This is a genomic window from Cupriavidus gilardii (genome assembly GCF_013347325.1).
In the GTDB taxonomy this organism is placed as follows: Bacteria; Pseudomonadota; Gammaproteobacteria; order Burkholderiales; family Burkholderiaceae; genus Cupriavidus; species Cupriavidus gilardii.
Window position 1 is genome coordinate 805,078 of sequence record NZ_CP054624.1, and the last position, 13,568, is coordinate 818,645.

Consider the following 13,568-nt stretch of genomic DNA (forward strand, 5'->3'; position numbering starts at 1 on the left):
GCGCGTCATGGTTTTGCCTCCTGATCGTGACCGGCCGCGGTCGGACGGGGCGAGGCACCCAGCATGGCCGCCGGCGCGAACACCGCGGAGAACAGCAGCGCCAGCACCGCGCCCGGACCGACCGTCTGGCCGAAGGCCTGCAACAGCGGCAGATGTGATAAGCCTAGCAGACCGAAGGCCGCCACCGTGGTCAGGTTGGCCAGCAGCAGCGACACCAGCGTGCGCGGTGCGATCGCCGCGGGCTGGTTTGCCCTGGGCTCGTGCGCTCCGGATTCGTTCGCTCCGCGCTCGCTCGCATCCGGCGTCCGTGCCGCGCCGTTGAAGAACAGGGCGTAGTTCGAGCCCACCGCGACCAGCAGCAGCATGCCGACCAGATGCAGCAGCGACAGTGTCTTGCCGGCCAGCGCCAGCCCGGCGATCACGACCAGCGCGGCGGCGGCCAGCGGCAGCAGCGTGGCCAGCACGCGGCGCGGCGAACGCAGCGCCACCAGCAGCAGCATCGCGATGGCGGCGGCCCCGCCCAGCGACAGCCGCAGCGCTTCGCGCAGATAGCTCGCGTAGAGCCGGTCCGATTCGCCCTTCAGGTCGACGAACAGCGCATCGGCAACGCCCGCCCGGGCGATCGCGGCGCGGATCGCCTTGGGCACCGGTACTGTGGCCGGTGCCCGGCTCGCCGCTGACTGTGCGTGGGCACTGGCGTCGGCCTTGGCGCCGGCTTTGGCCTGGCCGCCTGCCGGGGCATCTGCGTCGGCATTGGGGGCGGCATCGGCTGCTGCATCGGGGTCGGCCCCGGGGGCGGCAATGGCCTGAGCCGGGGCGCGCAGCGGCAGCGTCGCGGTCCAGCGGCCGCCGTGCTCGGTCAGCAGCGCATCGACCGCCAGCGCCATCGACGTGCCGCGCAGATCGGCCCGCGTCAGCGGCGGCATCTCCCGCACGCGCGCAACCTCGTCAAGGAAGGGCACGAACAGCGCCGGCTTGACAGGCAGTTCCGCCACCGCGGCCTCCAGCCGTCCGGCCAGTTCGTCGCGCGAGGGCAGGGCGGCCTGCCGCGCGCGTTGCGTGGCCTCGCTCGGCAGGAAGCGCGCCGGGCTGTCGAAGCCCCCGATCACGCCCTGCGCGACCAGCGGCGCCAGTTGTGCGCCGACCTGCTCGGCGCCTTGCAGCGCGCCCTGTTCGGTGGCCGCCGACACGGTGACCAGATAGCGCACGTCCGGGGCGCCGAGATCGGCCCGCAAGCCGGTATCGAGTGCCTGGGTGTCGGCCGGCACCGGGCTCAGCGACGTCAGCTCCTGGCTCCACAACGGCGTGCGCTGTACGGCGACCAGCCACACCAGCACGAGCACGGCGGCAAGCACCACGGCGAGCGCCGGCCAACGCAGCCGCGGCGCATGGGCCGCGATGCGGGCCAGCCGGTTGCCGAGCGGGCGCAGATCGCGCATGCGCCAGCGCGCCGGAATCAGCTGCGGCAGCACGAAGCGCGTGACCAGTGCGGCGGTGGCCAGCCCGGCGATGGAGAACAGCCCGAGCTGCGCCAGCCCCGGAAAGCCCGACAGCAGCAGCGAGGCGAAGCCGCAGATCGAGGTCAGCACGCCGAGCCGCACCGTGGGCCAGAAGGCGCGTGTCCAGCGTTCGCGCGCGGCCGCGGCGGTCGTGGAAGCACTGGAGCCAACGCCAACCCCAAGCCCGGCTGTACTGATAGCCGCAGCGCCTGCCCCAGCGCCGGCGGCCGCGGCAGCGGTGCCGGATTCAGCCGGCGCATCGTCATCCCGATCCTGCGCGGTCTGCGCGAACAGATAGATCGCATAGTCGACCGACTCGCCGATCAGCGTGGTGCCGAAGCCGAGCGTCAGGCCGTGGACCATGCCGAAGCCGAGGCTGACCGCGGCGACGCCCGCCAGCACGCCGGACAGCACCGGCACCAGCCCGAGTGCCAGCGCGGTCGGCGAGCGGTAGACGAACCACAGCAGCGCCACGATCACGGCCACGCCGATCGTCGACAGCCGCTCGACCTCGGCGCGGATGGTGTCGCGCGTCTGCACGCCGATCGCGCCGGGCCCGGACATCACCAGGCGGAATTCGCCCGCCTTGGCGCCGGACTCCGACACCGCGGCGGCAAAGGCCGAACGGATCGCCGCCATCGCCTGCGCCTGCGCGTCCAGGTCCGAGCCGGGCGCCGCGGTCTGCGCCAGCAGCACCGCGCGGCGGCCGTCGCGCGAGGCCCACACCCCGTCCCGCGTCGCCGCGCCGTGGCCCGGATCGAGATCGGCCAGCAGCGTCGCCACCTCGCCGGTCGGATCGCGCGGCAACAGCGGCTTGATCATCAGCCCGGCGGACGAGCCGAGCAGATCGATGGTGTCGCCGACGGCCGCGCGCAGGCCCGCCTCGGTGAAGCGCTCGGGCGTGACGGCGGGACTGAGCAGATAGCGATTGGCGAACAGATAGCGCTGGTCGCGCTCGCGGTTGACCGGCTCGCCGTTGTCGATCGCGGCGAAGCGCGGATCGCCGCGCAGCTTGCCGGCCAGCGCCTTCGACAGCGCCGCACGCCGGGCGCCGTCCTGATCCTGTCCGGCGCCGCCCTCGATGCCGATCAGCAGCAGCCGCGAGACCAGCCCATCGCGCAGCTGATCGACCAGCAGCTGCTGCTCGGCGGTCGGCGCGCGCGGCAGGAAGGCCGACAGGTCCGCGGTGAAGGTGGTGCGCGCCGCGACGACGGCGCAGGCCAGCACGAAGGCCAGCCAGATCGCGACCGCCACCCGCGCCGGCAGCGTCCTTCGGTACCAACGCTGGCGCGCCGCGCTCATTGGCCGCCGGTCGGCACGATGGTCATCACCGAACGGTCGCCGTCGGACTGGCGGATCTCGACGCGCTCGAGCCGCTCGCCGGCGCCATCGATGCGGATGGTGGCGATGGCCGCGGCCATGCGGCTGTCGGACGGCGTCAGCGTCAGCGTCCACCGCCTGGCGCTGCCCTCCAGCGCGAGCCGGTAGTACTGCTCCAGCGCCTGCCGGTTGCCGGCCAGCGTGCCGCGCAGGCTCTCGATGAAGCCGGCCAGTTCGGGGTGGTTGCCGAGCGGAATGGTGGTGCTGCGGCCGGCCCGCTCGACCGTCAGCATGTCGCCCTGCACCAGCAGCGTCTCGGGCTTGGGCGCCAGCGTGCGCTTTTCCAGCCGGTCGGGCGCGACGAAGCGCAGTTCGCCGCTCGATTCCAGCGGGCGCTCGAGCATCGCCATGTACTTCTTCTCGACGAAGCGCGCGTTGCCTGAAGGCTGCCGCGCCAGCGTCGCCATCAGGCGGTCCACGCTCCAGGCGGCATCGGCGCTGGCCCGGGCCGTCGCGGTCGATGTCACCGCCGGGGCGGCCGCGCCGGCCGCGGGCAGCAGGCAGGCCAGCGCCAGCCAGCACGCCGCGCCCAGACGAAGGGCAACACCGAGGACAGGCAAGCGAGGGCTTTCGAATTGGCTGGTGATCGGCATCATCCGTTTGCAGTCGTGCGCGTCGGCGCCTGCCAGAAATCGTAGAAGTTGAACCAGTTGTAGGGCGCCGCGCGGCAATGCCGCTCGAGCAGCGCGACATAGCGTCGCAGCGCGGCCTCGATCGCGGCCTCGCGCTCGGCGGCCGGCGTCGCCGAGAAGTCGGCGATCGTGTCGAAGTGGATGTCGTAGCGGTTGCCGCCGCGGTACAGGCCGGTCATGAACAGCACCGGCCGGCGCAGCATCGCGGCCATCCGCAGCGGCCCGGTGGCGAAGGGCGCCGGCGTGCCGAGGAATTCGCAGTGCCGCGGCGGATCGGTGGCGAGCCGGGTCAGCGTGCGGTCGGCCAGCAGGCCGAGCAGGTAGCCGCGCTCGAGGTAGTCGCGCGCCTGCAGCATCGCGTCGAGCCGGCCCAGCGCAATCACGTCCTGCCGCACCGCGGGATTGATCGCCGCCAGCACGTCGTTGAGGCGGCTGGCATTGTCCTGGTACATCATCACCGCCAGCCGCAGCGCCGGATAACGCAGGCCGACCGCGCGCACCGCCTCGAAGCTGCCCAGATGGGCGCCGAACAGGAAGGCGCCGTCGCCGCGCGCGATCGCCTGCTGGATGACCGGCTCGCCATGGATCCGGATATCGAACAAGTCCAGGCGGCCGTTCAGCAGATAGACACGGTCATGGATCGTCGACGCGAAGGCGAAGCCCTGGCGGAGCAGGTCGATCAGGCCGGCCGGGCGTCCGAGCGCGCGCGACAGGTACAGGCGCGAGGTGCGGCGCGCGCCCGGCGAGATCAGCAGGTAGACCGCCACCACGGGCCACAGCAGCGTGCGGCTGGCGCGGCGGCCCAGCCGCAGCGACAGCCAGCGCATCACGCGCAGCAGCCGCAGATGGCTGCGCTCGGGCTGGCTGCTCCAGTCGTCGGCAGGCGCCGCGTGGCTATTGTCCGGTGCCGTCATACCGCCGCGTCGGTCGGCCCGGCCAGGCCCGGCAGCGTCAGCGTGCCGCTGGCGACGGTACGGCCCGGGCCTTCGAGCTCGAAGCGGACCGTGCGCTCGGTCTGGTGGCCGGCCTGATGGTCGGGTTGGTCATCATCGACGCTGGCATAGCGGACCATCACCGGCTCGTTCGGCGCCACCGTGGCCAGGAACTTGACCGAGGCAAGGCGGCAGGGCTGGGGCGCACACCCCAGTGCGGCGGCGATGCGCAGCACCGCGTGGTCCAGCAGCACCACGCCGGGCACGATCGGCCGGCCGGGAAAGTGTCCCGGCAACGCCGGGTGGCCGGCTTCGATGGTGAAGACGCCGGCGCTGTTCATGCCGGCCCGAGCACGGTGGTGGGCGCGCGATCGTCGCGGCGCGCCGCCTGGCCGCCTTGCAGCCGCGCTACCAGCGGCTCCAGCAGGTCGCGCGGCAGCTTGCCGGTGGCATTGCGCGGCAGGCTGTCGACGAAGAACACGCGCCGCGGCAGGAACACCGGATCGATGCGCGCGCGCAGCGCCTGCACGATATCGGCGGCGTTCAGGCCCGGCGCGACGACCAGCGCCGTCAGGCGTGCCTCCTTGCCCAGTCCGCCCGGCGGTTCGCTGCGCGGCAGATGGAAGACGCCGTCGACCACGCCCGGAATCGCGTTCAGATGATGGTTCAGATAGGCCAGCGAGGTGCGCTTGCCGGCGATCTTGATCAGGTCGGCCTTGCGGCCGTGCAGCAGGAAGCGGTGGGCGTCGAGCGGCTCGATCGCGTCGTTCAGCGCCACCGGCTGGGCCAGATGGGCACCGCCGGCCAGCCAGACCGGGCCGTCGTCGGCATCGTCACTGTCGGCCGCGGCTTGCGCGCCGCGTGCGCGCTCCAGGCGCAGCGCCACGCCCGGCAGCAGCTGCCAGGCGGCATCGTGCGCGGTGCGGCGCGTGGCGATGTGGCCGGTCTCGGTGCTGCCGTAGATTTCCAGCAGCGGCGCGCCGGTACGCGCCTCGATGTCGCGGGCCAGCCGCGGCGCCAGCGGCGCGGTCGCCGACAGCAGCCGCGCCAGCGCCGGCAACTGGACCGGCGACAGCTGCAGCGTGCGCAGATGCACCGGCGAGGCCACCAGCACGCGCGGCGCCGGCACCGCGGCCAGCGCGGCGGCGACATCGTAGGGATAGAAGGGATGGGCCGCGCTCAAGGCGACGCCGCCGTGCAGCGCCAGCATCACCGTGCATTCGAGCCCGTACATGTGCTGCGCCGGCACCGTGCCGACCAGCGTCGCGCCGGCCAGCGCATCGATGCCGAGCCGCGTCGCCGCGGCGCGCGCATTGCGCACCATCGCCCCCCAGCTCTTGCGATGCGGCATCGGCAGTCCGGTCGAGCCCGAGGTGAACAGATAGGCGAGGGTGCGATCGGCGGGGATCCGCGGGATCGTCACGGCGACCGTGTCGTCGCCTGGCGCCTCGTACCCGGCGGGCAGCGTCACGCGCATGCTGGGCAGTCCCGCACCGCTGGCGCCGCCCGCAACGTCCTCGGCATGGCAGCCGGCGTTGCAATGGCAGCCGGCGCCGTCGTACAGGCAGAAGGTGTCGGGCGCGAACGTGGCCAGTTCGCGGACCATCTCGGGGGTATGCGCCGGCGGCAGCAGGCTGATCTTGTCCGCGAGCAGGCTGGCGCACAGGCCGACGGTGAACAGGTAGCGGTCCGCGCACATATTGAAGACGTGGCGGCCGGCAGGCAGACGCGATGCCAGGTAGCGGACGTCGGCCAGAAAGCGCGCCACGGTGACCGGGGCGCCCTCCCGGTAGGCGACGATCTGGTCGCCACGGGTATGCGCGATCAGCGGCAGGGTCCCGGCGGACGGGTTCGCCGCGGCCGCGCCGGCGGCACGGGCGGCGAAATTCTGTTGGCGCGATCGGCGCGGGATGCGGGACACTGGCATGGCGGCGCGGTCGGGGCTTCGGCCGGCATCGGGGAGGGCGGTCTTGCGCTCCCGCGCCGGCGGCGAAGCGGTCCGGTCATCGATCTTTCAGGGGACTATGGCTGGAAGACCCGAAGTGTGGGGGTTCCGTTTCTCGTCGTGGCGGCGAGGTTGTTACCAAATTTCACCCATATGGAGTGAACCCGGAGGGCTTGGTAGCATTGCGCCCGAAGGCGGTGCCGCAGTATACCCCACGGCTTTGCGCGGCCCCGGGCCGGACTCCGGCCGCCGCCGCGACGACATAACTTACATTTAGCGACAATGACCGATCTCGAAATCGAACTGGCCCGGATGATTCTCGGCGAACTGGACATCACCGAGCTGACGCTGGACCAGGTGACGGCCGATACGCCGCTGTATGGCGAGGGCTTCGGCCTCGATTCGATCGACGTGCTGGAAATTGCACTCCTGATCTCCAGGAAGTACGGATTCGAGCTTCGCTCCGACAATCCGGACAACAAGACGATCTTCGCCACGCTGGGCAGCCTGGCGGCCTACACCGCCGCCAACCGTACCCGTTGATGCCCCGCACGCCCCGGGTTGTGCCCGCGCCCGTCCGCAAGCTGGCTGTCGTCACCGGCGGCAGCGGCGCGCTCGGACAGGCGATCTGCCAGACCCTGGCCGCCGATGGCTGCCGCGTCTGGGTCCATGCCAACCGGCGCCTGGACGAGGCGCAGCAGGTCGCCGAGCGCATCCGTGCCGCCGGCGGCGAGGCCGAGGCGATCGCCTTCGACGTGACCGATGCCGATGCCACCGAGCAGGCGCTGCAGCGCATCCTCGCCGAGGGCCCGGTGCAGGTGCTGGTCAACAACGCCGGCATCCACGACGACGCGCCGATGGTCGGCATGACGCGCGAGCAATGGCGCCGGGTCATCGACGTTTCGCTGCACGGCTTCTTCAACGTGACGCAACCCCTGCTGATGCCGATGATGCGGACCCGCTGGGGGCGCATCGTCAATATCGCCTCGGTGGCAGGCCTGATCGGCAATCGCGGTCAGGTGAACTATGCTGCAGCCAAGGCGGGCGTGATTGCGGCTACGCGTTCGCTGGCGATCGAGATGGCTTCGCGCGGCGTCACGGTCAACGCGGTGGCGCCCGGGATCGTCGATTCGCCGATGGCGCAGCAGGCCTTTCCGCCCGAGCGGATCCGCGAGCTGGTGCCGATGGGCCGCGCCGGCCAGCCGGAAGAGGTCGCGGCAATGGTCGCCTATCTGGTGTCCGACGCCGCCGCCTATGTCACCGGGCAGGTGCTGTCGATCAACGGCGGCATGGCGGCCGGCTAGGCCAAAGGGACGAAGCGGAACGAAACGAGGAACCAACGGTACGGCACAAACGTCGAGGAGAAAGGAGCAGTGCGCAGGCAGGGGCCGGCGGACGCGCAGCGCGCCACGCCGGCCAGGGACAACACATTGATGGAGCACGGCCGCATGACCGAACGTTCGACCACGCATCTGGTGATCATCCCGAGCTACAACCCCGGCCCCAAGGTGCGCGAGGTCGTGCGCGAGGCGCGAGCCCAATGGAACCCGGTCTGGGTCGTCGTCGACGGCAGTACCGACGGCAGCACCGAATGGCTGCAGCAGCAGGCCGAGGCCGATCCCGGCCTGCGCGTGCTGGTGCTGCCGAAGAACCGCGGCAAGGGCGCCGCGGTGCTGCACGGGCTGGAACAGGCCGCTGCCGAGGGCTTTACGCACGCGCTGACGATGGATTCCGATGGGCAGCATCCTGCCGCGATGATCGGCAAGATGCTGGAGCTGTCGCGCCGCAACCCGGACGCGATGGTGCTCGGCAAGCCGGTGTTCGACGACAGCGCCCCGCGCGCACGGGTCTACGGACGGCGCCTGAGCAATGTGTTCGCCGACCTGGAGACGCTGTGGGCCGGCATCGGCGATTCGCTGTACGGCTTCCGCGTCTATCCGATCGCGCCGCTGTGCGCGGTGATGCGGGGCAACCGCTGGATGCGGCGCATGGACTTCGACCCCGAGGTCGCGATCCGCTTGTGCTGGCGCGGCGTGCGGCCGATCAACATCGATACCCCGGTGCGCTATTTCCGCGAGGACGAGGGCGGCGTGTCGCACTTCCACTATGTGCGCGACAACATCCTGCTGACCTCGATGCATGTCCGGCTGGTGTTCGGCTTCCTGCTGCGGCTGCCGATGCTGGCGCTGCGCCGGCTCGGTGAGCGCGGCAGCGCAGGAACGAAGCCCGCGGCCTGATCCATCCCATTCGGGGTGGTCGCCTCCCTTCTCGCGCCGAGCGGGAGAGGGGCCGGGGGAGAGGGACAACGGCACTCGCGGTCCATCGCGGCAATTCCGGCACACCAAAAAGAAAAGGCGGTCTCTCGACCGCCTTTTCACCTGCCCGTCGCCCCCTGTCCCCAAACAAGGCGGCGGGCAGGCCTACCGGTACCGCTGCGGCTGGCGCCGCAACGCGCTACAACCTGCCCATGACGACCAGCGCAATCACGATCAGCAGGATGAGGCCGAGCCCGCCGCTGGGCCAGTAGCCCCAGCCGCTGCTGTAGGGCCACGAAGGCAGCGCGCCGATCAGCAGGATGATCAGCACGATCAGAAGAATGGTGCCTAGAGTCATGGGAGGCTCCTTTGCCGAGGGCTAGCCTGGCGGGTTTGTTCGTTGGTCTTCAGTACCGTGCCACCCTTTGGCGCCGTTCGGCCGCCTCGGGGTCCGCTCCCGGTTGCTTCAACGATAGACCCGCGCCCACGGGCTCCCACCCGGTCCGGCGCTGAAAGCCATGTAGGAATCGGACGACGCGGGCGACGCGTGCGCGCCTGGCAATCCCGTTGCGCGTGCCGATTCCGTGCCGAGGCTTATCGGCGCAGGCGCCGGATCAGCGACGAGGTATCGTCGCGGCCGCCGCCGTCGCGCTGCAGTTCGGCGTAGAACTGGTCGACCAGCGCGGTGACCGGCAGCGTGGCGCCGTTGCGGCGCGCCTCGTCCAGGCACAGGCCCAGGTCCTTGCGCATCCAGTCGACCGCGAAACCGAAGTCGAACTTGCCTTCGACCATGGTCGGGCCGCGGTTCTCGAGCTGCCATGAACCGGCGGCGCCCTTGCTGATCACCGACAGCACCAGCGGCATGTCGAGCCCGGCGCGCTGGCCGAAGGCGATCGCCTCGGACAGCCCTTCGAGCAGGCCAGCGATCGCGATCTGGTTGACCATCTTGGCCAGCTGCCCGGCGCCGGGACCACCGATGCGCGTGACCGCGCGGGCGAAGGCCGAGATCACCGGCTCGGCGCGCGCGAACACCGCCTCGTCGCCGCCGCACATCACGGTCAGCACGCCGTTCTGCGCGCCGGACTCGCCGCCGGACACCGGCGCATCGACGAAATGCAGGCCGCGCGCGTTGGCCTGCTCGTACAGTTCGCGCGCGACGTTGGCGCTGGCCGTCGTGTGGTCGACGAAGATGCAGCCGGCCGGCGCGGCGTCGAAGGCGCCGTCGGGGCCGGTCAGCACCGCGCGCAGGTCGTCGTCGTTGCCGACGCAGCTGCAGACCAGCTCGGCATCGCGCGCCGCCAGCGCCGGCGTGGCCGCCGACTGCCCGCCGAAGCGCTCGACCCATGCCTGGGCCTTGCTGGCGGTGCGGTTATAGACCGTGACCTGATGCCCCTTGGCGGCCAGATGACCGGCCATATGAAAGCCCATGACGCCGAGGCCGAGGAATGCGACACGCATGACTGCTGCTCCGTGTTGTTGTCGAATGTGGAAGGGAAAGATCGGTGACACGCGCTGTGCCGCGCGTTGGGGTGGGGCGCCGTACCAGGGATGCGCGGCGCGCCAGGGGCATCAGTATACGGGCGCTGTTTGTCCTCCTGCCCAGCATGACTACCGTCCATCGATTCCCGCATCGCCCCCATCGAGGTTGGCCGGCGCGATCTCGCCCGGCGCGCGCGGTGTCGGCACCTTGGCGGGCGGCGGACGCGTGCGTGCGCCGTCGCCGAAGCTGCCGCGCAGCGGCGGCCGCGCCAGATTCGCCTCCCACGCCTGCCGGATCGCGCGCGCGATCTGGTTGTAGGCCTCGCGCGAGATCACGTTCTCCTCGCGCATCGCCTGCAGCTCGTGCTGGCCCTTGCGCAGCGCGAACAGCATCAGCATCCGCTTCTCCAGCGCGACGGTATAGCTGCCGAATTGCTCGCGCATTTCCTGCAGCGCCTGTTCGGCGGCGTGGAAGCGGTCCTCGAGCACGCCGTCGAGCACGGTGGCCATGCGTGCGCCGAACACCGGCGACAGCATCGCGCGGTTGTATTGCCGCAGCCGCTGCAGCACGGTCTGGCGCACGATCATCAGCTCGAAGCGGTCGGCCAGCACGCGCGCCAGCGGCCGGTCGATCGACAGCCGCCGGTGCAGGAACAGCGCGATGCGAAAGCTCTTCTGGTAGTCGAGGATGTGGCGCGCCGCGCGGTTGTAGCCGATGCGGCCCTGTTCGCGCGCGGCGTCGATCATCTGCGCGGTGTTGCGCATCATCGCGTCCAGATTGGCGACCGACACCACGCCGTTGCCGTACTCGGGAATCAGCTCGCTCTCGCGTGTGGCCAGCGTGACCAGCCCGATCGACAGCCGCGCGCGCTCGGACAGCGCGCTGTCGAAATCGAAGTCGGCCGAGCCCAGTTCGATGTCGCGCCGGTAATGCGCGGCAACCTCGCGCGCCGCTGACGGCGGCAGACCGAAGCTGTCGGCCAGCCGGTCCAGCGCGCTTTCGACCTCTTCGGTCGACAGCCGGATCGCCTGGCGCTGCAGCGCCAGTTCCTGCGGCGACAGCGTGTCCAGTTCGAGCCGGCGGATCAGCCAGCGCAGCGTGGTGCCATTGACCAGCAGACTGACCAGCACGAAGCCCGTCGCCAGGATCGCGACGAAATGGCGCGTCTCCTGCGGCAGCGCACGGTTCTCTGCGATGCCCAGCGCGAGTACCAGCGTGACCGCGCCGCGCAGTCCGCCCCAGGCGATCGCCAGCTTGTACGCCGAATCGATCGGCGCGGACAGCCGCAGCCAGGTCAGCAGGGGCAGCAGGCCGAACAGCGTCGCCAGACGCGCCAGCAACGCCGCGGCGACCAGCGCCAGCAACAGCCAACCGTGATGCGGGGTGACGCCCTGCAGCAGCGCAGGCACCCGCACCGCGGCCAGCAGGAACACCACCGCGCCCGCGATGCCGGCGAACTGCTCCCAGATCATCCGCAGGTGCCGCCAATTGGGCGGGTTCAGCCGCGTCGGACCGAGCGCGCCGAGGGTCAGGCCGGCGCAGACCACGGCGACCACGCCGGACACATGCAGCAGCTGCTCGGCCAGCAGATAGAGCGGATAGGGCAGCGCCAGCGTCAGCGCCGCTTCGGCGACCGCAAGGCCGGCCAGCGCCGGCAGCAGCTCGGCCAGCAGGCGGCCGGCGATCAGGCCGCACACCATGCCGCCGCCAAAGGCCCAGGCCAGTTCGGTCAGGCCCGCGGCGAGCGTCGCTTCGGCGCCGTGGCCGGTCAGCATCGCGATCAGCACGCCGACCAGCGCGATCGCGGCGGCGTCATTGAGCAGGCTCTCGCCCTCGACCAGCCGAATCAGCCGGGCCGGCGCGCCGACATCGCGAAAGATCGCGATCACCGCGGCCGGGTCGGTGGTCGCCACCACCGCGCCGAGCAGCAGGCAGACCACCAGGTTCATGCCGCTGGCCGCGGCGGTGACGACGCCGATCACGCCGGTGGCAACGACCACCGCCACCACCGCCAGCAGCAGGATCGGCGCGGCGTCCGGCAACATGCTGCGCACATCGGCGGTCAGCGCCGCATGGAACAGCAGCGGCGGCAGGAAGATCCACAGATAGGCTTCGGGCGGCAGCGACGGATCGATCAGCGGATGCAGGAAGTGCTCGGCGAACTCGGGCAGCGTGGCGTCGATCGCCACATAGCCGGCGCCGATGGCGATGCCGATCGCCGACAGCAGCGTCGATTCCGGAAACCGCAGCCTGGCCGCGGCGACCTGCACTACCGCCACGATCGCCAGCAGCGCGCCGAGCAGGATCAGTACGTCGACGATGATGTTCACGGGCGCGCGCTCCTGGCGCGCGTGGCATGGCATCGGCGCAGAGGCGGGAAGGGGAACGGCGAAAACACGGAAGGGGTCCTGGCTTGCGGCGGAAGAGAGGCTCGACCTTAGCGCGAAGGCGTGGCGCAATTCAAGGTTTTGCCGCGCCGGCACGGCGTATCGGCGCCGAGCCTGTAGAATCGCGATGTTCGACCGGCACCGCCGGGTCCTTCTGTTGTCCTCCTAGCCTGTCGGCCGCCTCGGGTCGGCAGCGTGCACGAAAACGCCATGTCCGAGTTCGATGAAGCCCGACTAGCCGCGGCCGCCTGGGTGCGCGCGCAGATGGATCGTTATGGCCTGTCGCTGGACGATCTGGTGGCGGCCGGATGTTTCCCCGGCAGCGCCCGGACCGAACGCGGCCGCGCCGCCGATACGCCAACATCGGCAACCCCCGCCCCATCATCGGCGGCTCCTTCGGCGGCCACCCCAGCCGCGAACGAATCCGCACCGCCCGAGCCCGCCGGCGTGCTCTATCGCAATGCATTGGGCCAATGCTGGGATGGCACCGGCGAAATGCCGGACTGGCTGCAGCGGGCCGTCAATGCGGGCCAGACGCCCGAGTTCTATCGCGTCAGCTGAATCGATGCCGCGGCCGCCCGGGCCGCGCGCTCGGGCTTGCGCTCAGCAGCGTGCCGGACTGGACGGAAACAGCGAGTCGGGCGTCGCGCCCGCCAGCGTGCCCAGCGGCGAACGCGGCGGCATATGGCGATACTGGCTCAGTTCCAGCCCCGGCAACCCGGCCGCGATGGGGCACATGGCCGCGCCGGGGTGCCGGGCGTGGCGCTCTTCGCCCTCGGCGGCATCGTCGTCGGCGTCCCGTTCCTTGTCCGCACCGGTGCAACCGGCCGGCTCGCGCCCTAGCAATTCCGCCTCGGCCTGCAGCTTCAGCGCCGCATGCCGGCTCATCATCGGCGTGGCCGCGGTGGTCTGCGCCGCGCCGCAAGCGGGCTTTGCCGTGCCGGCAAGCCCCGGCAGGGGCAGGGCCAGCATGGCCAGGGCGACAGACAGCAGGAGACGGTACGGCATACGGTTCACGGGCGGATCGAGCGGAGGAAAGGTCCGTGCCAAAGGCGCGT

At 71.1% G+C, this 13,568-nt stretch carries 11 protein-coding genes and 1 pseudogene; 4 read left to right on the top strand and 8 right to left on the bottom strand.

Annotated elements, in window-relative coordinates:
• Positions 1 to 5: 5 nt before the first annotated feature.
• The 4 genes and pseudogenes from FOB47_RS03765 to FOB47_RS03780 all read right to left on the bottom strand — a co-directional run bounded on the left by FOB47_RS03765 (position 6) and on the right by FOB47_RS03780 (position 6,370).
• On the bottom strand, positions 6 to 2,801 hold the full coding sequence (locus tag FOB47_RS03765; protein ID WP_174779993.1) for an MMPL family transporter: 2,796 nt from the start codon (positions 2,799 to 2,801) through the stop codon (positions 6 to 8).
• Positions 2,798 to 3,439 carry a LolA-related protein gene (locus FOB47_RS03770; protein ID WP_315904284.1) on the bottom strand — a complete coding sequence of 214 codons (642 nt, stop codon included), beginning with the start codon at positions 3,437 to 3,439 and terminating at the stop codon, positions 2,798 to 2,800. Before FOB47_RS03770 ends, FOB47_RS03765 begins: the two co-directional genes overlap by 4 nt.
• 32 nt (positions 3,440 to 3,471) lie before the next feature.
• Positions 3,472 to 4,425, bottom strand: a complete 954-nt coding sequence (locus FOB47_RS03775) for an LpxL/LpxP family acyltransferase (RefSeq protein WP_174779994.1) — start codon at positions 4,423 to 4,425, stop codon at positions 3,472 to 3,474.
• Positions 4,422 to 6,370, bottom strand: a pseudogene (locus tag FOB47_RS03780) (AMP-binding protein). Before FOB47_RS03780 ends, FOB47_RS03775 begins: the two are co-directional and overlap by 4 nt.
• Positions 6,371 to 6,670: 300 nt before the next feature.
• Between FOB47_RS03780 and FOB47_RS03785 the strand changes: the two are divergent.
• The 3 genes from FOB47_RS03785 (at position 6,671) to FOB47_RS03795 (ending at position 8,625) form a co-directional block, all read left to right on the top strand.
• Positions 6,671 to 6,931, top strand: a complete 261-nt coding sequence (locus FOB47_RS03785; RefSeq protein WP_053824151.1) for a phosphopantetheine-binding protein — start codon at positions 6,671 to 6,673, stop codon at positions 6,929 to 6,931.
• A 20-nt stretch (positions 6,932 to 6,951) separates the two neighbouring features.
• Entirely contained in the window at positions 6,952 to 7,692 is a 741-nt protein-coding gene (gene fabG, locus FOB47_RS03790; RefSeq protein WP_244959282.1) for a 3-oxoacyl-ACP reductase FabG, read from the top strand.
• A gap of 144 nt (positions 7,693 to 7,836) precedes the next feature.
• On the top strand, positions 7,837 to 8,625 hold the full coding sequence (locus FOB47_RS03795) for a glycosyltransferase family 2 protein (protein ID WP_006577306.1): 789 nt from the start codon (positions 7,837 to 7,839) through the stop codon (positions 8,623 to 8,625).
• Positions 8,626 to 8,842: 217 nt separating this feature from the next.
• On the opposite strand, the gene FOB47_RS03800 is transcribed toward FOB47_RS03795, so the two are convergent.
• The 3 genes from FOB47_RS03800 to FOB47_RS03810 form a co-directional block, all read right to left on the bottom strand.
• Entirely contained in the window at positions 8,843 to 9,001 is a 159-nt protein-coding gene (locus FOB47_RS03800) for a DUF3309 domain-containing protein (protein ID WP_006577307.1), read from the bottom strand.
• Positions 9,002 to 9,237: 236 nt separating this feature from the next.
• Positions 9,238 to 10,101, bottom strand: a complete 864-nt coding sequence (locus FOB47_RS03805) for an NAD(P)-dependent oxidoreductase (RefSeq protein ID WP_053824149.1) — start codon at positions 10,099 to 10,101, stop codon at positions 9,238 to 9,240.
• A 150-nt stretch (positions 10,102 to 10,251) separates the two neighbouring features.
• Positions 10,252 to 12,453, bottom strand: a complete 2,202-nt coding sequence (locus tag FOB47_RS03810; protein ID WP_174779996.1) for a cation:proton antiporter — start codon at positions 12,451 to 12,453, stop codon at positions 10,252 to 10,254.
• Positions 12,454 to 12,720: 267 nt separating this feature from the next.
• On the opposite strand from FOB47_RS03810, the gene FOB47_RS03815 reads away from it, so the two are divergent.
• A complete protein-coding gene (locus FOB47_RS03815; RefSeq protein ID WP_174779997.1) occupies positions 12,721 to 13,071 on the top strand; it encodes an H-NS family nucleoid-associated regulatory protein in 351 nt (116 codons plus the stop codon).
• Between the two features lie 42 nt (positions 13,072 to 13,113).
• Here FOB47_RS03815 and FOB47_RS03820 read toward each other — a convergent pair whose 3' ends face one another.
• Positions 13,114 to 13,518, bottom strand: coding sequence for a hypothetical protein (locus FOB47_RS03820; protein ID WP_174779998.1), 405 nt, complete (start codon positions 13,516 to 13,518; stop codon positions 13,114 to 13,116).
• Between the last annotated feature and the right edge of the window lie 50 nt (positions 13,519 to 13,568).